22 protein-coding genes are annotated in these 23,047 nt (G+C 57.5%); 16 read left to right on the forward strand and 6 right to left on the reverse strand.

All coding sequences use genetic code 11. From position 1 onward, the window contains the following. Positions 1-34 precede the first annotated feature (34 nt). Complete coding sequence (locus D1823_RS03065) at positions 35-421, forward strand: DUF2147 domain-containing protein (RefSeq protein WP_254683782.1); 387 nt, start codon at positions 35-37, stop codon at positions 419-421. A 44-nt stretch (positions 422-465) separates the two neighbouring features. On the opposite strand, the gene D1823_RS03070 is transcribed toward D1823_RS03065, so the two are convergent. Both D1823_RS03070 and D1823_RS03075 read right to left on the reverse strand, forming a co-directional pair. Beyond that, a complete protein-coding gene (locus D1823_RS03070) occupies positions 466-4,254 on the reverse strand; it encodes an efflux RND transporter permease subunit (RefSeq protein WP_117868563.1) in 3,789 nt (1,262 codons plus the stop codon). Then, the gene (locus D1823_RS03075; RefSeq protein ID WP_117868564.1) at positions 4,251-5,477 is read right to left on the reverse strand and encodes an efflux RND transporter periplasmic adaptor subunit; all 1,227 of its coding nucleotides are present in this window, start codon (positions 5,475-5,477) and stop codon (positions 4,251-4,253) included. Before D1823_RS03075 ends, D1823_RS03070 begins: the two co-directional genes overlap by 4 nt. Positions 5,478-5,703: 226 nt before the next feature. On the opposite strand from D1823_RS03075, the gene D1823_RS03080 reads away from it, so the two are divergent. The 3 genes from D1823_RS03080 to der are packed head-to-tail and all read left to right on the forward strand — an operon-like array spanning position 5,704 to position 9,257. Continuing rightward, the gene (locus tag D1823_RS03080) at positions 5,704-6,375 is read left to right on the forward strand and encodes a hypothetical protein (protein ID WP_117868565.1); all 672 of its coding nucleotides are present in this window, start codon (positions 5,704-5,706) and stop codon (positions 6,373-6,375) included. Positions 6,376-6,421: 46 nt separating this feature from the next. Further along, positions 6,422-7,744 (forward strand): PQQ-like beta-propeller repeat protein, encoded by a 1,323-nt coding sequence (locus tag D1823_RS03085; protein WP_117868566.1) that lies wholly within the window; start codon positions 6,422-6,424, stop codon positions 7,742-7,744. A 49-nt stretch (positions 7,745-7,793) separates the two neighbouring features. Beyond that, on the forward strand, positions 7,794-9,257 hold the full coding sequence (der, locus tag D1823_RS03090; RefSeq protein WP_117868567.1) for a ribosome biogenesis GTPase Der: 1,464 nt from the start codon (positions 7,794-7,796) through the stop codon (positions 9,255-9,257). A 51-nt stretch (positions 9,258-9,308) separates the two neighbouring features. Here the strand turns inward: der and D1823_RS03095 are convergent, their stop codons facing one another. Next, positions 9,309-10,205: a hypothetical protein gene (locus D1823_RS03095; RefSeq protein WP_117868568.1), complete on the reverse strand. Its 897-nt coding sequence runs from the start codon at positions 10,203-10,205 to the stop codon at positions 9,309-9,311. After that, on the reverse strand, positions 10,202-10,594 hold the full coding sequence (locus D1823_RS03100) for a hypothetical protein (protein ID WP_162896751.1): 393 nt from the start codon (positions 10,592-10,594) through the stop codon (positions 10,202-10,204). The genes D1823_RS03095 and D1823_RS03100 overlap by 4 nt, the downstream gene beginning before the upstream one ends. Positions 10,595-11,037: 443 nt before the next feature. Between D1823_RS03100 and D1823_RS03105 the strand changes: the two genes are divergently transcribed. After that, positions 11,038-12,021 (forward strand): fatty acid desaturase, encoded by a 984-nt coding sequence (locus D1823_RS03105; RefSeq protein ID WP_117872665.1) that lies wholly within the window; start codon positions 11,038-11,040, stop codon positions 12,019-12,021. Positions 12,022-12,114: 93 nt separating this feature from the next. Continuing rightward, positions 12,115-12,735, forward strand: a complete 621-nt coding sequence (locus tag D1823_RS03110) for a helix-hairpin-helix domain-containing protein (protein ID WP_117868570.1) — start codon at positions 12,115-12,117, stop codon at positions 12,733-12,735. Between the two features lie 57 nt (positions 12,736-12,792). On the opposite strand, the gene serS is transcribed toward D1823_RS03110, so the two are convergent. Continuing rightward, a complete protein-coding gene (gene serS / locus D1823_RS03115) occupies positions 12,793-14,085 on the reverse strand; it encodes a serine--tRNA ligase (RefSeq protein WP_117868571.1) in 1,293 nt (430 codons plus the stop codon). A gap of 72 nt (positions 14,086-14,157) precedes the next feature. After that, positions 14,158-15,822 (reverse strand): mechanosensitive ion channel family protein, encoded by a 1,665-nt coding sequence (locus D1823_RS03120; protein ID WP_117868572.1) that lies wholly within the window; start codon positions 15,820-15,822, stop codon positions 14,158-14,160. A gap of 201 nt (positions 15,823-16,023) precedes the next feature. On the opposite strand from D1823_RS03120, the gene yajC reads away from it, so the two are divergent. The 10 genes from yajC to D1823_RS03175 all read left to right on the forward strand — a co-directional run bounded on the left by yajC (position 16,024) and on the right by D1823_RS03175 (position 23,020). After that, a complete protein-coding gene (yajC, locus tag D1823_RS03130) occupies positions 16,024-16,311 on the forward strand; it encodes a preprotein translocase subunit YajC (protein ID WP_117868574.1) in 288 nt (95 codons plus the stop codon). A 33-nt stretch (positions 16,312-16,344) separates the two neighbouring features. Further along, positions 16,345-18,006: a protein translocase subunit SecD gene (secD, locus tag D1823_RS03135; RefSeq protein ID WP_117868575.1), complete on the forward strand. Its 1,662-nt coding sequence runs from the start codon at positions 16,345-16,347 to the stop codon at positions 18,004-18,006. A 1-nt stretch (position 18,007) separates the two neighbouring features. Continuing rightward, positions 18,008-18,976 (forward strand): protein translocase subunit SecF, encoded by a 969-nt coding sequence (gene secF / locus D1823_RS03140; protein ID WP_117868576.1) that lies wholly within the window; start codon positions 18,008-18,010, stop codon positions 18,974-18,976. After that, positions 18,969-19,721 carry a sulfite exporter TauE/SafE family protein gene (locus D1823_RS03145; RefSeq protein WP_117868577.1) on the forward strand — a complete coding sequence of 251 codons (753 nt, stop codon included), beginning with the start codon at positions 18,969-18,971 and terminating at the stop codon, positions 19,719-19,721. Before secF ends, D1823_RS03145 begins: the two co-directional genes overlap by 8 nt. Before the next feature lie 12 nt (positions 19,722-19,733). Then, positions 19,734-20,087 carry an Mth938-like domain-containing protein gene (locus D1823_RS03150; RefSeq protein ID WP_117868578.1) on the forward strand — a complete coding sequence of 118 codons (354 nt, stop codon included), beginning with the start codon at positions 19,734-19,736 and terminating at the stop codon, positions 20,085-20,087. 143 nt (positions 20,088-20,230) lie between these two features. After that, positions 20,231-20,845, forward strand: coding sequence for a heme ABC exporter ATP-binding protein CcmA (gene ccmA, locus D1823_RS03155; RefSeq protein WP_117868579.1), 615 nt, complete (start codon positions 20,231-20,233; stop codon positions 20,843-20,845). Then, positions 20,842-21,498, forward strand: coding sequence for a heme exporter protein CcmB (gene ccmB / locus D1823_RS03160; RefSeq protein WP_117868580.1), 657 nt, complete (start codon positions 20,842-20,844; stop codon positions 21,496-21,498). Before ccmA ends, ccmB begins: the two co-directional genes overlap by 4 nt. Before the next feature lie 61 nt (positions 21,499-21,559). Then, positions 21,560-22,333, forward strand: a complete 774-nt coding sequence (locus D1823_RS03165; protein WP_117868581.1) for a heme ABC transporter permease — start codon at positions 21,560-21,562, stop codon at positions 22,331-22,333. After that, positions 22,330-22,488, forward strand: a complete 159-nt coding sequence (gene ccmD / locus D1823_RS03170) for a heme exporter protein CcmD (protein WP_205511904.1) — start codon at positions 22,330-22,332, stop codon at positions 22,486-22,488. Before D1823_RS03165 ends, ccmD begins: the two co-directional genes overlap by 4 nt. Then, complete coding sequence (locus tag D1823_RS03175; RefSeq protein WP_117868582.1) at positions 22,481-23,020, forward strand: DsbE family thiol:disulfide interchange protein; 540 nt, start codon at positions 22,481-22,483, stop codon at positions 23,018-23,020. The genes ccmD and D1823_RS03175 overlap by 8 nt, the downstream gene beginning before the upstream one ends. The last annotated feature ends 27 nt before the right edge of the window (positions 23,021-23,047 follow it).

Raw genomic sequence — 23,047 nt, forward strand, 5'->3', positions numbered from 1 at the left:
ACGAACCAGGAGGGCGCCTGCCATGATGAACCGAATGAAATCACGACTGTCGGCTATTGTGATTACGACCTGTCTGCCAGTCGTTTTGGCCGCCGATCCCATCTTAGGTGTCTGGAAGACTGAGCCTGACCGCAAAAACCTGATCTCGCACATCAAAATCACGGCATGTGGGGATAAGTTCTGTGGTCAGATTCTTTCGGTCTATGACGCGTCTGGCAAGGAAGTCCAGACGCCGAATATTGGCAAAAAACTGTTCTGGGATGTAACCGGTGAAGGTGGTGGAAAATACGGCGGGGGCGAGTTCTGGGTCCCGTTGATCGACGTGGATGCCGTGCCACAGATGACGTTGCAAGGGGACAAGTTATCGGTCAAAGGATGCGAACACGAGATTTGCGCGCATCAGACATGGTCTCGATTGTGATGACGGCCAATGAAAAAGGACCGGTAATACCGGTCCTTCTCGTCTTATTCAGCGGCTTTCAGTGGCGACCCAGAAGGATGATCAGATTGTTTTGATCGGCTGTCCTGCTCAGGCCTTCCTGAATGCGTTTCATCCTCCCAGACAATCTCAGTGGCCTGCATCTGACGGGCAGAGCGTCCGATCGCCATATCCTGCGCGATCTGGCTGGAGCGACCGGCTGTCACACGGGCCAGAACGCGGCTGAGCCAGATAGCATAGGTTGTCACCCAGACCCGCAGTGCCAGAAGAGATGGGGTTACGATCAGCGTCAGGACAGTTGCGATGCCCAGACCAAACACCACTGCCGTTGCCAGCTGTTTCCACCACAGGGCGGTGGGGCTGTCGATCGAATAGCCGCCATCGATGAAGTCCAGCGACAAGCCGAACATCATCGGCGTCAGACCGGCCATCGTTGTCAATGTGGTCAGCAAAACCGGACGGATACGCGATTCCGCGGTGCGGATGATCGCCTCGATCCGGGGCATATAGCTGCTGTATTCCTGATAAGTATCGATCAGAACGATATTGTTGTTCACCACGATACCAGCCAACGCCACGATGCCGGTTCCGGTCATGATGATCGAGAAGGGCTGTTCCATCACGATCATGCCGATCAAAACCCCGGTGGTCGACAGAATGACCGCCAGCAGAACCAGAACCGAGTTGTAGAACGAGTTGAACTGCGCCAGCAGGATCACGAACATCAGCCCCAGGGCACCCATGAACGCGTTCACAAGGAAAGCACCGGATTCTTCCTGCTCTTCCTGATCACCGGTCCATTCCCAGCTGATCGCGCTGGCGAACGGGCCGGTGTCCAGCCATTCCGTAAGAACCGCAATACGTTCGTTCGGGTTTATCAGCGAGAACTGAGCGTCACCGTCTTCAATTGCGCTGCGCAGCTGATCGACGCTTTCTGCGCCGGTCAGTTGTACCAGTTCGTACGACTTTCCGCCAGCCGCGTTCAACACAGTGCCAGTAGGTGTGTAGCCTTCCGCCACTTCACGCATGACGGCCAGCCTTACGGGGTGCCCATCGGGGCCTTCGATCACGACCTTGCTCAGACCCGGTTCGACATCCGCTTTGACGTCATAGTATCGCTGCTGGTCGACGCGGTTGATCTCGGCCAGTTTGGCCACGGGCTTACGTGTCACGAAGTTGGACAAAGGCACCAAACCGTCCGGCGTGCGGACCTTGAGTGCATCCAGCGTCGACAGAACGCGGTCTTCTTCCGGCAAACGAACGCGAATTTCGATTTCTTCATCATTGCTGTCCGGGCGCATTTCGCCCAGAAGGATGCCGCGCGTGACCAACTGAACCATGGCACCAACAGTAGCCACATCAGCACCGAACCGACCGGCCTTGGCGACGTCCACGTCGATTTGCCAGTCGATACCGGGCAGGGGCAGGGTGTCTTCGGTCTTGATCAGGCCCGGCGTAGTGTCGAAGACCTCGCGGGCGGTGATCGCTGCCGCGGTCAGGTCTTCCCATCCGTCACCCTTGATTCGCAGATGCACAGGCTTGGCCGAAGCAGGGCCTTGCTCCAAGGGCAAAATCTCAACGATGATGCCGGGTATCGTCGCAAGTTGGGCATTCAGCTCATCAATTACGAAATCGCCATCATATTCGGGCGCAACGAAGTGCCGCTCGAACAAGCCCCATAGGGCGGATTCCGAGATGTTGGGTCGATCCTCCCACGGGATGATTTCGAACTGAACCCGGCCCACTGTGTCGGCCGGAGCCTGAGCGCCACCGTTATTCTGGTTCAGGCCGCCTTCGCCCGCAAAGGCAAAGACATTTATGACCGCGGGATGAGATCCGATGATCTCTTCGGCCTGAAGAACCATCGCGTCTTTTTCCGCCAAGGACAGGTTCCCACGAGCACGAACATATGCGGTGGCCTGTTCAGGTTCGCTTTCCACGAAGAATTCAACACCTCGGGATTCCTGGGGGAACCAGACGAATGTCACGAAATACACCGCAGAGAAAACAACCAACAGAGAGACGATAGGCATGATCGGGTTGCCGACCAGGAACCGGATCACATGGCCAAACGCAGTGTGTTCGTCCGCAGTGTGAACATGGTCCTCTTCGGCGCGTTCAATTTTCGCCGCGCTCAGGGTTACGGACCCGGCAAACGCCCCGAACAGGAACAACAGTGCGCCGGCGATCGAGCCACCGGGCAGCAGGTAGTTTGGGTTAAGGACCTGCATCGCGCCCAGAAAGATCATGTACAGCGACGGCGGCACCATCAACACCCGTATCCACCATGGCGTGCGGGCCCGCAACCAGACTGAGGACCGGTCGAAGATGCGGCTTAGCCGACCGGAAACACCGCCCATGACAGGCAGATAGATCAGCGCCACAATCAGTGAAGCCGACAGAACGAAGATCAGCGTGACCGGCAGCATTCCCATGAACTCGCCAGGAATACCGGGCCAGAACAACATGGGCAGGAACGCACACAGCGTCGTCGCGGTCGAGGACACGATGGGCCAGAACATGCGCTGGGCGGCCTCGACATAGGCATGCATCGGGCCGACGCCCTCCTTGATGCGTTTGTCGGCGTATTCCACAACCACGATGGCGCCATCCACCAGCATCCCCACAGCGAGGATGAGGCCAAACATCACGATATTGGAAATGCTGACGCCCATGACGGCGAGAAACGCAAAACACAGCAGGAACGACGTCGGGATCGCAAATCCGACCAGCAGGGCGGCCCGCGTGCCCAGCGAGGCAAGAACCACGATCATCACCAGCGCGATTGCAGTCAGAACCGAGCCTTCAAGCTGGCTGACCATCGAGCCGACGATGCGGCTCTGGTCGTTCGATGTACCCAGGTCAACCGCCGCCTGAAGCTCGGGCGGCCATTTGGTCTTTGCGTTAGCTATAGTCTCTTTCACCTGCGCGACGGTGTCGATCAGGTTATATCCCTTGCGTTTGACCACCTGCAGCGCAACGGTCGATTCACCGTTGAAACGGGCCGTGCCTTCACGGTCTTCAAAGGTGTAATTGATCTGCGCCAACTCACCCAATGTAACGACCCGGTCACCATTGACCTTGATCGGCAGGCCATAAACATCCTGTGCGGTTTTGAAAGACGACGGAATCTTGACCGAGAATGTGCCCTGTGCGGTTTCAACCTCACCGGCCGCGATCAACTGGTTGTTGTTCCGCACCACGTTGATCAGTTCGTCCGCTGTCACGTTGTACGCCTCAAGCCGCAGCGGGTCGATCACAACCTCGAGCATCTCGTCGCGATTGCCCGCGATGCCGGCTTCGAGAACGGAATCCAGAGCCTCAAGATCGTCCTGCAGATCCTTGGCGACACGGGCCATCGTGCGTTCGGGAACGGAACCGGTCAGGTTCACGATGACGATCGGGAATTCGGAAAAGTTGATCTCAGTCAGGGAATATTGTTCTGCGCCTTCGGGGAAGTCCGCCTGAGCTGTGTTCATCGCGTCACGCACGTCCGCCATGATCGCGGTTTTATCCCAACCGAAGTCAAATTCCAGCGCGACCCCTGCATAGTTTTCGGCAGCAGTAGAGGTCATTTCCTTGAGCCCGTCGAGATCCGCCAGTTCGGTCTCCATCGGCTTGATCAGCAGGTTTTCAGAATCCTCTGCGGAAATTCCGGGAAACTGCACTGATACAAACAGGGCGGGGATTTCGATATCCGGCTCGCCTTCTTTTGGAAGCGAGACATAGGCAAAACCGCCTATAACGAGCGAGATGGCGATAAATGCCAATACCATTCGGGCCCGATCAGCAGCCCATGCGACAACGCCTGTCATTGGGATGCTTCCCGATAGGTCGGCGCAACGGTTACACCGCGTGTCACGAATTCCTGACCGACAACAATAATATCCGTCGTTTCGGGAAGGCCGTCGATCCACACGCCCTCTGCCGTGTCACGCAGAATGCGCACGGGCATGAAATCGACGACATTGCCGGCACCGACCGTACGGACGCCCAATTGACCTTCGTTGCTCAGGGTCAGTGCAGATTGAGGCAGCAGGTGTGCCTTGGTGCCCTCTGCCGCGATGCGAATGGTCGCGGTCTGACCGTCGCGAATGGTCAGATCCGGGTTCGGAACCGTGATTTCAACTTCGAAGGTGCGTGTTGTCTCATCCGCCGAGCGGCTAAGAAAGGTGACGCGGCCGCCAAGCTGCCGACCGGTGACCAGTGTTGCCGACGCCTCGGACCCCACCTGAACACGGTTGACCTCGGTTTCCGGAACATACCCGACCAGTTTGATCGGATCGAGCTGAATAACAGTCGCGCACAGTGACCCGGGCTGCATCAGGCTGCCCAATTCGGCGGTGTCGCTTTCCAGCAGACCCTTGAATGGGGCTTTGATGGTCAGGCGGCCAACCTCTCGCTGCGCGGCTTCGACAGCTGCTGCGGCGGCTTCGATTCCGGCCCGTGTGGCCTCCAGTCCGGCTTCTGCCGATTTAACACCTGCCTTGGCCGTGCTCATCGCAGCCTCGCTGGAAATCCGGCGGGTTTCCGAAGCAAACCCGGTTTCCGCCAGCTTGCGCGAAGCGGTCAGGTTGATTTCGGCCTCGGCCACAAGGGCGTGCGCCTCTAGCAAACGGGCTTCAGCCTCGGGGATGCGGCTTTCAGCTTCCAGTTTGCCAGCCAGGGCTTCGGCCAGTTGTGCCGGGCGCGTGCCGGGGTCGAGTTCACATAGGACATCCCCTGCCTCTACAAACGTGCCTTTGCGCTTGGGCTCCGAGATGACCGTGGACGTGGTTTCAGACAGAACTTCTACCTGCCGGTTCGCCTTGGTTTGTCCACGCAGCAGGACCGCGCTGTCAATTTCGCGCGCCTGCGAACGCAGGGCGACTACGCCAACGGCAGTAAAATCGGTATCGTCGGTTTCAACGGCTTCTGTCTGCGCCGCTTCTTCTGTGTCTCCTCGTCCGGCGAAGGCGAACAAAGAGTCACGCTCAAAAACAAGATAATAAAGCGCAACAATAACCAGAAGGGCGTTGATGAAAGAAATCAAACGCATACAGTATTTCTCCTAGAATTCGGTGCCAACAATAGCGGGCCTGTCTCGCTATGAAATGGGGCGTCGGCCGTGTAATTTCTACACTAAACTGAATAGTTCGGTTTAGTTTTTTTCGCAAGAGTGAAGCCAAGCCGTGAAAATGTGCAAAATCGGACCCTTGGCTTGGCGTTGGTGCCGGGGTATGACATGGCGCACTTATGCAAGACACACAGCCCAGGGGGCAGGAATGAGCGACACCGACAGTTTCATTGATGAGGTCACGGAAGAGGTGCGCCGCGACCGGATGTATCTGCTGCTGCGCCGCTGGGGCTGGGTTGGTGTGGCGGCCGTCGTGCTGATTGTTGGCGGAGCGGCGTTCAATGAGTACCGAAAGTCCCGCGACATGGCGCAGGCGCAGGATCTGGGTGACTCGATTCTGGCGGCATTGTCGGAAAACGATTCAGATGCTCGGGCGGCCGGGTTGCGGGATATAGAGGCAAAGTCGCCGGGCGGGGATGCAGTATTGAAGTTGCTGCTGTCTGCGTCGCAGGTAGAGGCCGGATCGCGCGACGAGGCGGTCAACAGCCTGAACGCGGTTGCCATGCAGGGGGACCTGCCCGAGATTTATCGCGCGATCGCAAGCTTCAAGGCGCTATTATTGCAAAGCGACACCCTGCCTGCTGCCGACCGTCGGCAACAGTTTGAGGCGCTGGCTGCGCCCGGTGCGCCCTTACGTCTGCTGGCCGAAGAGCAACTGGCCCTGATTGACGTGTCCGAGGGCAATGTCGATGCAGCACTGGACCGCTTGCAAGCGCTGCGTCAGGACGCCGAGGTTGGTATCGATCTGCAACAGCGTGCGGCCCAGCTGATAGTCGCTTTGGGCGGCGAACCCGAGCCACTTGTGGCGCAACGGGGCTGACCAGGCGGGACAGAAAAGACTTAATGACAGGCGAGTTCGGAACACCATGGTAACAAGACATTTTTTCCGCGCGGGATTGCCGGTTGCGGCACTGGCTTTGACCGCATTGACCGCCTGTGAACCTCCCGAAGCGATTTTGCCCGGAGAACGTGAAGACATCCGTCCGGCATCTGATCTGGAAACGGTGGAAAAGAGCGGCTCTCAGCCCATTAACCTGCCGTCTCAAAAGGCGAACGCCAGCTGGCCGCAAAGCCCGGGGACGGCTGCTTACCGAACCACGAATGCGGCCCTGCGTGCCACGCCGCAGCGGATCTGGTCCGCTTCCATCGGGCAGGGCGACTCGCGCAAGCAACGGATCACCGCCGAACCAGTGGTTGCGGGAGGGTTGATCTATACGCTGGATGCGGGGGCGACCGTGTCAGCGGTTACACCGCAGGGCCAGTTGGCCTGGGATACCGACCTGATTCCGCCAAGCGACGGCGATGCAGACGCCACAGGGGGGGGCATGGCCTATTCGGACGGTGTTCTCTATGTATCGTCCGGGTTTGGGCGACTGACCGCACTGGACGCAAAAACGGGGGCAGTGCGCTGGCAGAAGCGACTGGATGCAACCGGGAGCGGCGCTCCGATGGTCAATAACGGGCTGTTGTACCTGGTAGCGGGTGACGAAACCGGTTGGACCATCAATGCCAAGGATGGCAAAATTGCCTGGCAAATCGAAGGCACGCCCAGCGTCGGTAACGTTCTGGGCGCACCGGCACCGGTGATCGCTTCGGACCTGGCAGTGTTTGCATTTGGGTCCGGTGATGTCGCAGCCACCTTCCGCCGTGGCGGAATCCGTCGCTGGAATGCTTCGGTCGCAGGAGGACGGCGGGGACGGGCAGCCGCGCAAATCGTCGACGTGACCGGCAGTCCGATGGTTGTCGGAGACACAATTTTTATCGGCAACCATTCTGGCCGGACCGTAGCCTTTGACGCTGCCACGGGTGAACGCCGCTGGACCGCTGATGAGGGCGCGGTTGACACTGTCTGGCCCGCAGGCAACAGCATTTTCCTAATCAGTGATCGCAGTCAGCTGGTGCGCTTGAACGCGGCGGATGGCTCGGTCGTGTGGGCGCAGGATCTGCCAAGCTTTGTCAAGGACAAGCGAGGCCGACGCGGACCGATCTTTGCACATTACGGTCCGATCCTGGCCGGAGGCCGTATTGTGATTGCGTCCAATGACGGGTATCTGCGCTTCTTCAATCCGGTTAACGGAGCACTGGTTCACCAGGTCGAAGTCCCCGGAGGCGCAACAACGGCGCCGGTTGTCGCCGGGCAAACGCTGTATGTCGTTTCCTCCAAGGGTGATCTACACGCTTTCCGTTGACGGTAAGATGCGCTAAAGGGCGCATCTTGAGTCTTGAAAGTTGAGTATCATGTCGCTGACCCTCGCCATCGTGGGGCGCCCGAATGTGGGCAAATCCACCCTGTTCAACCGCCTTGTGGGCAAACGTCTGGCCCTGGTCGACGACCAGCCCGGCGTGACGCGTGATCTGCGCGAAGGCGAAGGGCGTCTGGGTGATCTGCGCTTTACCGTGATTGATACGGCGGGTCTTGAGGATGCGACTGATGACAGTCTTCAGGGTCGGATGCGCCGCTTGACGGAACGTGCTGTGGACATGGCTGACGTATGCCTGTTCATGATCGACGCGCGCGTGGGTGTGACACCTACGGATGAGATGTTCGCGGAGATCCTGCGCAAACGGTCCAAGCACGTGATCCTTGCGGCCAACAAGGCCGAAGGCAATGCCGCGGATGCGGGTGTTCTGGAAGCTTACAATCTGGGTCTGGGTGAACCTGTCCGCTTGTCAGGCGAACACGGTGAGGGGATGACAGACCTGTATGCACAGCTGATGCCTCTGGCTGATGCGGCAGAAGAAAAAGAGGTCGAGGAAGCCCCGCAAACGGACATTGAGCTGGACGAAGACGGTGAGGGCGATACGCCGCTGATCACCTCTGCCAAGCCCTTGCAGGTTGCAGTGGTGGGGCGTCCGAACGCGGGCAAATCCACCTTGATCAACAAGATCATTGGCGAAGACCGTCTGTTGACGGGACCAGAGGCTGGGATCACGCGAGACGCAATCAGTTTGCGAATCGACTGGGCCGACCTGGACGGCGAAAGCACTCCGATGCGGATCTTTGACACCGCAGGGATGCGCAAGAAAGCAAAAGTACAGGAAAAGCTTGAAAAGCTTTCAGTGTCAGACGGTCTGCGCGCGGTAAAATTTGCCGAGGTCGTCGTTGTGTTGCTGGATGCCGCGATCCCATTTGAACAACAAGACCTGCGTATTGCCGATCTGGCCGAACGCGAAGGCCGGGCTGTTGTTGTCGCCGTGAACAAGTGGGATATCGAAGACAACAAGCAGGAAAAGCTGCGCGAGTTGAAAGAGTCGTTCGATCGTCTGCTGCCACAGCTGCGCGGTGCGCCGCTGATCACGGTATCTGCCAAGACGGGTCGGGGATTGGAGCGATTGCGCGCCGCGATTCTCCGCGCCCATGACGTCTGGAATCGCCGGGTGCCGACCGCTGCACTGAACCGCTGGCTGACCGCCATGCTGGAACAACATCCGCCGCCAGCCCCACAGGGCCGACGGATCAAACTGCGCTATATGACTCAGGTCAAGACCCGACCGCCGGGGTTTGTGGTGATGTGTTCGCATCCCGACAAGATGCCTGAAAGCTATACCCGCTATCTGGTCAATGGTCTGCGCCAGGATTTCGACATGCCGGGCACTCCGATCCGCCTGACGCTGCGCGGGCAGGGGGACAAAAACCCATATAAAGGGCGGCGCAAGAAAAACGCGGGTGCGCTGGCCAAGCATCTGAAGGGGCGCGGGTAAGCGCATTTCGGTGCGAGCAGATCAGTCTAACCGCCTGTCCTAACGTGCGGGTCAGTTGTCTAAGCCCTTGTTGACGAACAGCCGGTTGGCTTCTGCTGCTTCCGTGAAGCCTTCCGCATTACTGCTATCAGCTTCAATCGCTGTAGCCAGCGCCGTCGCTGCCGTGCCAGTCGTAAAGATTGAAGCGATGCGTGTGGTGCCGCCGAAAAGGCCTTTTTGTGCATCGGCATTATTGTAGGTCAGATCAAATGTTGAGACTAAACTGACCGCTTCGTCGGTGGGCCGTCTGTTGTTATTACGAGATTTAGGTGGGACAAGTGTTGTGACACGCCGCTGTACACCCGCGTTCACTTCTACTGGAAGAGCTTTGGCCGGGTCTGAGCGCAGGGCGATATTCACGCCGCTGCGTTCGCCATAGACCAAGGCACGGTCCTGAACTTCGGTGCAGTTTGAGAGGCAAAAGCTGCATAGCGACAGAATGAGAAAAGCGATTTTGGATTTGCATATTTTACCCATTGTCAATTTCTCCTGCAGACTGATTTCCGTTTCCGTTCCTGTTTTCGTCTTCACCGCAGGTCGCGAGTCTGGCGGCACCACTTGTTTTTTTCCACTTCCGAGTTTTGCGGCAAGCTTGTTAGCGGCTTCGCCGGTAGAGATCACATCCGAATAACGGGTCAGGAAAATACTTTTGGTTTCCATTCGCGTGCAGCCGAAGACCGCCATGGCTTCGCGTTTGGTTCGCGGGTTGCCGTCGGAGTCGGTCCCGCCGGGTTCGATCACCGGAACAAGCGCGGCGAAATCGCGGTCGAAGCCGATCACAACTTGGCCTTGCTGCCGATTGGCACTGACTGCAGCATTGACGCCGACGACGGTATCATGTGCGACATAGAGCTGGTCGCCGCAGGCGCACAGGCCGCATACTCCTAATATTGGTAATCTTCCTTTCACGTTCGCGTCTCCTTCTCACATGAGGTTTCATCAAGCTGGTCAACTCTGGTCGAGGACAGGTCATCGAGATCCAGATACAGACTGCGTGCGATCTCGGCGTCTTTCGGGATATCCGCCAAAACAGCGGCCTGATGGCGACCGAGGGTCAGACCGCTCCATCTTCGGCCAAAGGCAATCTCCAGCCCTGTCGTGTCTGTCACCGATGCCGCAAGAGTTTGGTTGTTGATCAGCGCCTGACGGCCTGTCAGCTTTGTCGGTTCATCTTCGCAGTTTCCGGCAAACACCAGAATCTCGTGATAGATGCCGAAACTGAAGATTGCGGTGCCTTGCACTGTGGCGACATGTAGTCCGCGGCCGCGTAACTCGTGCACAACTGCATTGCCAGTCACGATGGCGGCTTAGGATGAAGTGCCGAAACCGCTATACGAGCACCCCGCAAGCGAGGCGCAGATCAATGGCGCAACTGGCAATATATTTCTCGAAAACGTCAATCAATGAACCTTAAAACACTGCTTCTTATTCTGATCGGAAGTTTCCCTACGTCAACTCGTGGGCATGCGAATACTGTTGAAGCGTTCCGAGACATTGTGGGGCTTTGTTTTTCGGGTTCGTCCCTTTTGTCAGGGGCGTGTTTTTCGGTGCCGGTGATCATCACGCAAGCGCGTAACTGCGCCAATTTTCAGCGTTTTCGCTCTGAGGGCGTGACAGCCCCTGTTCTGCGCGCTAGCATTCATGTGTGTGCATCTTTCAGCACATGCATTGTTTGCGCGCGGTCAAGCCGCGCCTGGATTTTGAACGGATTATAACAGGGCCATCGTGGGGAGCGGACTGGATGGATCTGAGAGAATACACAAGACACTATGCAGTTCAGGACAACAGATTGGCTGCACTGAGCTATTTTGGCACGTTTGCGGCGTATTTCGCATCGCTGGCTTTGGCGATCGTATTCGTGGATCGCTGGTACATCATGATCCCGGCCGGGGTTGTCTTCGCTTTTTCGGCAGTACGCCTTTATGTGCTGCAACATGATTGCGGGCACCACTCCCTGTTTGAAACGCGAATGCAAAACGAATGGGCGGGGCATGGTCTGTCCCCCTTCACCTTTGCGCCGTTCGAGGTGATGAAGCAGAACCACAATCTGCACCATGCGGGCATCGGCAACCTTGAGCATCGCGAGACCGGCGAAATTCACACCATGACGTTGCGAGAATGGAATAACGCGGATTGGAAAACACGTTTGTTTTACAGGCTGTATCGCAACCCTTTCATTCTGGTTCCGGTCGGTGCCTTGTTCACATACTTCATTCGCTACCGCTGGCCCAAGAATACTGTGCGCTTCGGTGTCAAAGGCGTTTTGCTGCACAATGCTTCGATCATTGTGTTTTTGGGCCTGTTATATCTGATCGCGGGCATGACCGGTATTTGGGTCTGGTTGGTGTTTTCGTTTCTGGGCGGAATGCTGGGTGTGTTCCTTGTGTATCTGCAACACAACTTTGAAGACACCTATTGGGATCGCCGTCCTGACCTGAACCCGCAGACTGCGGCGCTACATGGGTCTTCCGCGCTGGATTTCGGATGGTGGTTCGATACCGCCGTAGCCTGCATCACGCTACATGACATCCACCACTTCAATGCACGTATCCCCTCGTATCGGTTGCGGGCCTGCCACTATAACCTGCCGCCTGAATTCACCCCTCGTCGGATCAAATTTCCCGAGGCAGTAGCGGCTTTGAACCTCAAGCTTTGGGATGAGGATGGGAAACGCCTCGTGCCATTCCCGAAAAATGACCAAACCGCTGGGCTGGCGCATAGCTGAGCCATCGGATCTGAGAAGGCAAGCGCTGAACTTGCGGATATGCATATCCAGTGTATATGCGATGAGGCAGGGCGATGGAGAAAGGACCCTTGGATGACTGTAGTGACCGACGTTAAAGGTGTGGGAGAGGCGCTGAAAAAAGCCCTTGCTGCCAATGGCTTTAAGACCGCAGAAGCGATAGCGAAGGCGTCACCTGCAGATCTGGTCAAGGTTCCTCGGGTCGGTGAGAGCCGAGCCGCCGTATTGATCGAAGCCGCAAAAGCGGCAATAGCCGCAACGCCCCCTGCGGGAAAGACTGGGCGGCGCAAGGCACCGGCACGAAAGCCGGCGGCCCAGAAGCCAACAGCTGCAAAACCAGCTGCCCGGAAGCCGGCGACACGAAAAGCCGCCCCGCGCAAGACAGTGGCTGCTGTAGCGGCCGAAAAACGGGCTGAAGAAGCTGCACGCAAGGCGGCTGAAGAACAAGCGGCGGCTGAAAAAGCCGCAGCCGCAGCCAAGAAAAAGGCCAAGGCCAAGGCGAAAGCTGAAAAAGCTTCAAAGAAACGCAAAGAAATGGAAGCAGTGTTTTCCAAGGCCAAGGATAAGGTGAAGGCAAAGTCCAAGAAGGACAAAAAATCGAAGAAGGACGACAAGAAAAAAGACGCCAAGAAGGGCGAGAAAAAAAGTGACAAGAAGAAAAATCGCAAGAAGGGAAAGAAAAAGGCGAAGAAATAAATTCCTTCGCCCCCTCTTGCATAGTGAACCGGCGCCTGGTGGTGCCGGTTGCGTTTTTCAGGCCAGTGTGCCGTCCAGTTGCAGGGTCAGTTTGCCGCCCAGATAGGGGCTTAGGACTTCGGGCAGGGTCACGGTACCGTCCGCGTTCTGGCCGTTTTCCAGCACAGCGATCAGGCAACGCCCAACGGCCAAACCTGAACCGTTCAGCGTATGGACGTATTCCGGCTTGCCGCCACCTTCGGGACGGAACCTTGCGTTCATGCGGCGGGCCTGGAAGTCACCACAGGTCGAGACCGAGCTGATCTCGCGATAGGTGTCCTGGCCGGGCAGCCATGCCTCGATATCAAAGGTGCGGCGCGCGCCAAAGCCCATGTCACCGGTACACAAGATGACGGTGCGGTAGGGGATGCCCAGCATTTCCAGAATGCCCTCGGCGCAGCGCAGCATGCGCTTTTGTTCTTCGTCCGATTTATCCGGATGCGTGATCGAAACCATCTCGACCTTTTCGAACTGGTGCTGCCGCAGCATCCCGCGGGTGTCTTTGCCCGCGGATCCGGCCTCGGACCGGAAGCACAGGGAATGCGCGGTGTATCGGCGGGGCAGATAACTTTCCTCGATCAAAGTGTCGTTGACGATATTGGTCAGCGACACTTCGGAGGTCGGGATCAGCCACCAGCCTTCGCGGGTCTGATAGCTGTCTTCGCCAAATTTCGGCAATTGGCCGGTGCCCTGCATCATCTCGGATAGAACCAGAACCGGGCCGTTCACTTCGGTCAGCCCGTTTTCGGTGATATGGGTATCCAGCATGAACTGCGCCAAAGCGCGATGAATCCGGGCGACGCCACTGGACAGCAGCACAAATCGCGAGCCGGATAGTTTGGCTGCAGTTTCGAAATCCATGCCTTTTTGAACGGCTTCGATCTCGAAGTGTTCTTTGGGCGCGAAATCCAGTTCGCGCGGCGTACCCCAGCGGCTGACCTCGACATTGTCGTTTTCATCCGTGCCATCCGGCACGTCTTCGGCGGGCAGGTTTGCAATTCGGATCAACTGATCTGTCAGTAGGGCGTCCAGATCCTTGGCTTCGGTCTGCATACGTGCGATCTCGGCTTTTTTCTCGGCGACAAGCGCGCGCAGACGCTGGAACTCGGCCTCGTCTCCGCGACCTTTAGCAGCGCCGACTTCCTTGGACGCTTTGTTCTGTTCGGCTTGCGCCGTTTCGGCGGCCAGAATCTTGGCGCGGCGACTTTCGTCCAGCCTTAGCAAATCTGACGACACCGGCGCGTCCCCACGGCGCGCTAAAGCGGCGTCGAAAGCGGCAGGGTTTTCGCGAATGGCGCGGATGTCGTGCATGTCTCAGATCCTTGAATGCGTGAATCACTGAAACCGCTTATGCACCATCTGTCGGGCGGGGTGTAGCACCGGTTACGACTTATCAGCCTCTTCGTGGATTTCATGCGCCAGATGTCCGTCCCATTCTTCTGCCGGGATTTTTGGTTCCGGTGGATCTGCCATGTAAGACGGCGTCATGATCTGCACTTTGTTCTCGTTGAATACGGCGACAATGTTGCGATGCAGGTCCGAGCGAATTTTCGGAATGCTGCTGCCGCGGGTGGTATAGCCGTTGATCTGATAGTTGATGGCGTAGTCGGCCAGCGCTGTCCACAGCACGAAAGGTTCAGGCTTGGCCTTGATCCCCTTGGTGCGGTTGGCCGCCTCGATCAGCATTGCTTCGACCTTTTCGGGCGGCTCCTCGTATCCGATGCCAACCGTCGTGTGCAGCAGCAAACCACTGCCATCTGTTTTCTTCGAGAAATTCACGACGTCCGAATTCATCAATTGGGCGTTCGGGATCGAAATCAACTCGTTCTTGATGGATTTCAGATGCGTTTCCATGAGTTTGATCTGAACCACGTCGCCGATATGCTTACCGATCTGAATGCGGTCGCCTATTGAAGTGGAGCGGCGATAGATCACAAACAGCCCCGCCAACATGTTGGATACGACCGAGTTTGCACCCAGCGACAGCATGGCGCCGACCAGAATTGTCAGACCCTGGAAGGCGGCTGAGTCTGAGCCTGGGATGTAGGGAACGGCAAAGACCAGCGCGATCAGAATGACGACAACCCGCGCGATGTTGAACGTCGGATTGACCCAGTGCTTTTCAAAATCGTCCATTTCGAACGAACCGGCTTCGACCGCGTCGAAAAATACGCGCATGCCCTTGATGATGTACAACGTGATCCATGCGATCAGGCTCAGCATAATCAGGTTCGGGATATAGCTGAGTATACCCTTGAATATCAGCAATACGGGCTCTGTCAGATATGTCAGCAGCAGTTGCGCGAAATACCGTGTTTCAGCAAAGGCCAGAAGGACGAAGGACAGGTAGTAGTAGAAGCCAAGAAAGAAGATAACCAACAGGACAAAGTTAAGCCCGTATCGGATCAGGGCGGCTATCGCTTCGGCCTGAACGCTTTTGGCCGTCGCTGTTTCAACATCCTGCAGATAACGCTTTACCAGCTTCAGAGTGCGCCGCCTGATCCGACGGTGCAGCCATAGGATAACAAGCACGAAGACGACAAAGCCAATGGTCCATCCCGCAGCTTCAATTGCACCGGATACCCGCGCCTGCTCTGTACGGTTGGAACGGTAGGCAAGGATGGCCTCTTCGATGGCCTGACCGTGGAGAAAACCGAGGACGTCCAGCTCCATCTGGTCCAGTTCGGCATCTGCAACGGTCACGATGGATACGATCTCACCGTCGGCGCGAATGCGTATGCCCAGATCGGTCTCTTCGAAGGTGATGTCGACTGTGGGGCTTTCCGAGGCTTCGGCCACCTCAACAATCTTGTTCTGAACGCTTTCGGCCCGTTCCGGCGCGGGCAGGGCGCTGGAGCCGCGCAAGAAGAACAACATGTCGCCGTCGACGATGACGGGTGCTTTGAAACCTTCGGTTTCTTCCGCATTGGGCTCGGTGATTTCAGCAGGTGTTTCCTGGGCCTTTAGCGGCACTGCCAGGCACAAGAGAAAAGTCAGCAGGGAAAGCAAAAGCGTCAACGATTGGAACGGCTTGTAACGAGTTTTCATTGTCCCCCCTGACGCCTGACTATAGCAAAACTGAGATATCTGCATAGGACATATCTGCAACGTTCAAACGGTTCTTTAGGCACCTTTGTCAGGTTGTGGCCGGTCACATGACCACCTTTGCTTGCAAACACGCATTTCAAAGCATAGGTTCCGGCCAAATTTGCGGAACGGTGCCGCAAGATCTGAACAAAGGAATATCCCATGGAAGGTGGCGCAATCGCCCAGTTTCTCCCGCTGATCCTGATCTTTGCGATCATGTATTTCCTGCTGATCCGTCCGCAGCAGAAGAAGATGAAGGAACATCAGGCCATGGTCGACGCCGTGCGTCGCGGGGATCAAGTTGTCACCCAGGGCGGGCTGATCGGCAAAGTGTCGAAGGTCAAGGAAGGCGACAACGAGATCGAAGTCGAGATCGCCGAAGGTGTTAAGGTGCGTGTGGTCAAGTCGACCATTGCTCAGGTTCTGAATAAAACCGAACCCGCGAAGTAAACTCGACTTACAATTCCTTGAAAAGGCAGGGTAATGCTGCAAATTGATACCTGGAAGCGGGTTCTGATCTGGCTGGTCTGTGTGACTGGCCTGCTCATGGCCCTGCCAAACGCGTTTTACTCGCGGGTAGAACAATCGAACGACGCCAAGGCCGCGATTGAACTGGGCGTTGATACGCCTGAGATGCAGGCCGAAGCCGGGCAATGGCCGAACTGGTTGCCCTCATCACTGGTCAATCTGGGTCTCGACCTGCGGGGCGGTGCACATCTGTTGGCCGAAGTTCAGGTGCAGGACGTCTACGAGACCCGGATGGAGGCGATGTGGCCGGAAATCCGTGACGCCTTGCGCGATGAACGTTCAACCGTTGGAACAATCCGACGTCCGGACTCGGCCCCTGATGAGATTCGCGTGCGCATCAGCCAACCCGAGGGCATGTCGCGGGCATTGGAGGTCGTGCGCGGTCTTGCCCGTCAGGTGCAGGCGCTGACCGGCGTCGGGGCCACGGATATCGAAGCACATGCCGATGGTGACACCCTTGTGGTTAAATTGTCCGAAGTAGAAAAGCTGGCCTCAGACGATCGCACAGTGCGTCAGTCGTTGGAAATCATCCGCCGCCGGATCGACGAAGTGGGCACCCGAGAGCCCACCATTCAGCGTCAGGGTGCTGATCGTATCCTGATTCAGGTGCCCGGCATCGGCAGCGCGGGCGAGTTGAAAGAGATCATCGGCACCACGGCGCAACTGACCTTTAACCCGGTTGCCGGACGCGGCACCGACCCGGATGCCGTTGCAAGCATCGGTGAGGAAATCGTGCCGTCGATTGACGAAAGCGGCGTTTACTACACCATTGAGTCCGCGCCGGTTGTTACCGGCGAGGAACTGGTCGATGCGCAGCCTGCGTTCGACCAAAACGGTCGCCCTGCGGTCAGCTTCCGGTTCAACACGTCTGGTGCGCGCAAATTCGGGGATTACACCCGCGACAATATCGGAGCCCCCTTTGCCATCGTTCTGGACGATGAGGTGATATCGGCGCCCGTGATCCAAAGCCATATTCCGGGCGGTTCGGGCATCATCACCGGCAACTTTACAGTTGAGGAAAGCACCAATCTGGCCGTCCTGCTACGAGCGGGCGCACTGCCTGCAGGTTTGGAATTCCTCGAAGAACGTACCATCGGACCCGAGTTGGGGCAGGACAGTATCGACGCGGGCAAAGTCGCCACCATCGTGGCCTTTGTCGCGGTGCTGGTATTCATGGCGCTCAGCTATGGTCTGTTCGGGATCTTCGCCAACATCGCGCTGATAATCAACGTGGGCCTGTTGTTCGGTCTGCTGTCCATGATCGGAGCAACCCTGACCCTGCCGGGTATCGCGGGGATCGTGTTGACAGTTGGTATGGCGGTGGACGCCAACGTGCTGATCTTCGAACGTATTCGCGAGGAACTGAAATCCGCCAAAGGTCCGGCCCGTGCCATTGAACTAGGCTATGAAAAGGCGTTGTCGGCCATTCTGGACGCGAACGTGACGACGTTCATCACTGCTGTGATCCTGTTTGCAATGGGCAGTGGCCCTGTGCGCGGCTTCGCAATTACTCTGGGCCTTGGCATTCTGACCTCGGTCTTCACCGCGATCTTCGTGACGCGCCTGATGGTCGTCATGTGGTTCGAACGCCGTCGTCCGAAAATGATCGAGGTTTGACATGAGACTGAAACTCGTACCCCAGAACACCTCGTTCGATTTCTTCAACCGCTGGAAGGTCTGGCTGGGCATCTCGGCCTTGATGATGATCGTGGCGTTCACGTCCTTCATGCTTCAGGGGCTGAACTTCGGCATCGATTTCCGGGGTGGCACCACAATCCGGACGCAAAGCGCGGTTGAGATCGACGTGGGCACCTATCGTGACGCCATCGCTCCTCTGGAACTGGGCGATGTGACCATTACCGAGATTTTCGATCCGACTTTTGCGGATGACGAAAACGTTGCGATGATCCGCATTCAGGCGCAAGAAGATGCCGAGGCTGTCGAAGCTGCGACCATCACCGCCGTGGAAGAAGCGCTACAGTTGGTTGTTCCCGACATTCAGTTCGTGTCAGTGGAATCCGTCGGCCCCAAAGTCTCCGGTGAGCTGATCCAAACTGCCGTGATCGCGGTGGTGTTGGCGATCGGCGCGGTGCTTGTCTATATCTGGCTCCGGTTCGAATGGCAGTTCGCACTGGGCGCTGTGGCGGCACTGGTTCACGATGTGATCCTGACCATCGGCATCTTCTCGGAATTGCAAATCCGCTTTGATCTGGCCATCATCGCGGCCCTTCTGACCATCGTCGGCTATTCGCTGAACGATACCGTGGTCGTCTTCGACCGGGTGCGTGAGAACCTGCGGAAATACAAAAAGAAAGACCTCAAAGAGGTGCTGAACATTTCGATCAACGAGACCCTCAGCCGGACCGTCATGACTTCGGTCACCACGTTGCTGGCGTTGATCTCACTTTATGTTCTGGGCGGCGATGTGATCCGCGGCTTCGTTTTCGCGATGATCTGGGGCGTGATAGTGGGCACCTATTCATCGGTCTTCGTGGCCTCGACCATCCTGCTGTGGCTGGGGGTCAAGCGCGACTGGTCCAAGCCGTCGAACACGGCGGGCAACCAGTTTGCAAATATCGATGCCTGAGGCGTTGCAACAGGCCCTGTCCCTGCCGGGGCTGGGTTGGTTGGTACTTACCATCGGAGCCGCGGGACTTGTCCGCGGCTTCACTGGTTTTGGCACCGCGATGATCTTTGTGCCGGTGGCCACTCAATTTCTGCCGATCGCTGATGTCGTCTTTCTGATGGCGGCGACCGGGATCGTATCGACCTTTGCGTTGGCGCCGCAGGCGTGGCGCGAATGCGACAAGACCGAAATCAGCACGATGGGCATTGCGGCGGCTGTGACCGTACCACTGGGCCTATGGATCATGGCGCAGGTCGATACCGTCGTGTTGCGTTGGATCGCCTGCGGCATCACTAGTGTGACCCTGTTGGCGATCGTCACCGGCTGGCGCTGGCAGGGGCAACTGAGGGCGGGCGGACGACTGGCTATTGGCGGAAGCGCGGGCGTGGTCGGCGGCATGACGGGTCTGACCGGACCGGTTGTCATTGTATTCTACCTTGCGAGTTCTTCGGATGTACGCAAGATCCGCGCCAACACGATCATTTTTCTGGCGTTGCTGGATGTGGCCATCGTCTTCAGTATCCTGATCGGAGGTGCTGCGGATCTGTCGATCCTGTGGATTGTCCTGCTGCTGGGCTTGCCCTATCTGACTACAACACTGATCGGCAAGGCTCTGTTCGATCCGAAACTCGAACGGATCTATCGCGCGGCGGCTTACTCGGTCATTCTGATAGCAGTGGTGTCCGGTTTGCCGATCCTGGATTGAAGGAGGGAAGAAATGCGCCTGAACCAGGTTACCTTTCCAGATGCCAAACCAGTTGATGGTTACGGCCCGGGGTTCTTCCGCATTGGCGGTGATGTGTTTGAAGGCGCAGTTCTGACGGGCCCTGCAGGACCTGCAAACTGGGGTGGGTATGCAGACGCGCAACCACTTCTGGAATTGGCTGACGAGATTGACGTCCTGTTGATTGGTACAGGCAAAGACATGGCCCACATTCCCCAATCTTTGCGCACCCGGCTGGAGAGTGCCGGAGTCGGCGTCGAAGTCATGAATTCACCGGCTGCGTGCCGCACCTACAATGTCTTGCTCTCTGAAGGTCGACGAATAGCGCTTGCTCTGATCCCGGTCTGACGGGATCCTTCATCGGGCTGAAAATATCCCGGGGTGTATGAGGGGCTGGCCCCTCACTCGGTCCTCTCTCAACAGGGCTCTCACAACCGAACTGCGGCAAATCCCACCTTTTGCCTCTGATGACATTCCGATAAGCGGGTGTCATGAGTCTGATTGTAACTGACCTGTCGATCACCCGTGGTGGCATTCTCGTCCTGGAGCATCTCAGCTTTCAGCTGCCTCCGGGCAAAGCCCTGATTCTGCGCGGACCGAACGGGATCGGTAAAACCACACTTCTGCGCACATTGGCCGGATTGCAACCGCCGCTGGAAGGTGAGATCCAGGGGGCAGAGGATCAGATCGCATATGCGTCCCATTCAGACGGGCTGAAACCGACGCTGACAGTGACTGAAAACCTGACGTTCTGGGCTGCTGTCTTTGGCACTAACGGTATTCAAACCGCGTTGGATGCTTTCCAGCTGAATGAGTTGGCGGACCGTCACGCAGGAAACCTGTCGGCAGGTCAGAAACGGCGGCTGGGATTGGCACGAATGCTGGTCACCGGGCGGCCGATCTGGATGCTGGACGAGCCGACCGTATCGCTGGACAAAAACGCAGTGCAAATGTTCGCCGATGCGGTCCGCGCACATCTGGAGCAGGGCGGGTCGGCATTGATCGCCACCCATATCGACCTTGGTCTGGATGGCGAGGTTCTGGACGTCGGCCCGAACAAGGCCAAACCCAAACCCATTGACGATTTCGACGGAGGCTTCCTGTGATCGCCCTTTTGCTGCGCGACCTGAAACTGGCCTTCCGTGCGGGCGGCGGGTTTGGGTTGGGTCTGGCCTTTTTCCTGATCGTGACCGTAATGGTGCCGTTTGCAGTGGGGCCACAATCCTCGCTGCTGTCCACCATTTCGCCCGGTGTGCTCTGGCTGGGGGCGTTGCTGGCGTGTCTGTTGTCTCTTGACCGTCTTCTGGCGCTGGACTGGGAGGACGGATCGCTGGACCTGCTGGCCACGGCACCGCTGCCACTGGAATCTGTTGTGACCATCAAGGCGCTGGCCCACTGGCTGACCACAGGCCTGCCTTTGGTTCTGGCCGCGCCCTTTCTGGGTGTCTTGCTTAACCTGCCAGTGCCGGGCTTCTTCTGGCTTGTCACCTCGCTGCTGATCGGAACCCCGGCCATGAGCGTGATCGGCACATTCGGCGCAGCCCTGACCGTCGGCCTCAAGCGCGGCGGTTTGCTGTTGTCACTGTTGGTCTTGCCGCTTTACGTCCCCACCCTGATTTTCGGGGCCGAGGTCGCCCGGCGTGGGGCTACAGGGATGGACGTGCAGACGCCGTTGTTGATGTTGGCAGGGATCACGGCTGCGACGATCGCATTGTTGCCGTTTGCCAGCGCTGCTGTGTTACGTATCAATCTGCGGTGAACCGTCCTAGCTTTGACTGATGTCAATTGAGAAAACCTCCAACTCGGACTAGATAGGGCCCATGACAATCGCAGCCAAAGCCAACGCCCTCTGGGAATACGCCAACCCGCGCAAGTTTCTTGCGACCAGTGAACGTGTCCTGCCGTTCTTCTGGATCGTCTCGATCATCTGCATCGTCGTTGGGCTGGTCTGGGGGTTCTTCTTCACGCCGGACGACTACAAGCAAGGGTCGACGGTCAAGATCATCTATCTGCACGTACCGGCGGCGCTGATGGCGATCAATTGCTGGCTGATGATGCTGGCAACTTCTCTGGTCTGGCTGGTGCGGCGTCACCATGTCAGCGCGCTGGCGGCACGGGCGGCTGCACCGATCGGGATCGTGATGACCCTGATAGCGTTATTGACCGGGGCGATCTGGGGGCAGCCTATGTGGGGCACCTGGTGGGCCTGGGATCCGCGCCTGACCGCGTTTCTGATCCTGTTCCTGTTCTATCTTGGCTATGTCGCTTTGTGGGAAGCCATAGAGGATCCGGACACTGCGGCCGACCTGACCTCGGTTCTGTGTCTCGTAGGATCCGTGTTTGCGCTGCTCAGCCGATATGCAGTCAACTTCTGGAACCAGGGCCTGCATCAGGGCGCATCGGTCATGCGCGCGGCTGCCGTGACGGGTGCCGATACCGAAGAGAAGGTGAGTAACATCTACTTCTATCCGTTGTTGTTGTGCATCATCGGATTTGTTCTGCTGTTCATTGCGCTGGTATTGTACCGCACCGGGACTGAAATCCGCGCGCGTCGTATCAAAGCGTTGCTGGCGCGGGAAAGGGTGGGCGGATGATCCCCGATCTTGGAAAATATGCTGACGCCGTACTGTCGTCTTATGCCGTGTCCGTCGTGCTGCTTGTGGCATTGATCGTGTTCAGTGTGAAGCGAGGGCGCAAGATGCGCACTGAAATGGAAAAAATCGAACAAAGGATTTCGCGCAATGGCTAAGATATCGCCCCTGATGATCGCGCCGCCTTTGATTTTTGGCGCTTTCGCCGTGTTGGCCGGGATCGGTATGTTCCGTGAAGACCCCAACGCGTTACCCTCTGCCCGCGAAGGCCAACCGGCTCCGCCTGTGGTTCTGAGCGAGTTCCCGGAAAAGAAGCTGTTCGACGATGCCACGCTGCGGGATGGAGAAGTCAAACTGGTCAACTACTGGGCCAGCTGGTGCGCGCCATGCCGTGCCGAGCATCCCAATCTGGAAGCCCTGGCTGCCGAAGGTATCCCGGTCTATGGCATCAACTACAAAGACCAGCTAGGCAACGCCGAAGCGTTTTTGACCGAGTTGGGTGACCCGTACGCCGCGATTGGCCGTGACGAGCAGGGCCGCATGGCCTTGGATTGGGGGCTCTATGGCGTGCCCGAAACCTATGTAATCGATGGTGACGGCACCATCATCTTGCGCTTTGCAGGCCCGATTACGCAGCGTGTGATTGAAAACACTCTGCGACCGGCGTTGGAAAAAGCCGCGGGCGGTTAAGGCAGATCCTAAAGCCAAGCGAATGCG

The sequence above is a fragment of the Ruegeria sp. AD91A genome (genome assembly GCF_003443535.1).
Taxonomy (GTDB): domain Bacteria; phylum Pseudomonadota; class Alphaproteobacteria; order Rhodobacterales; family Rhodobacteraceae; genus Ruegeria.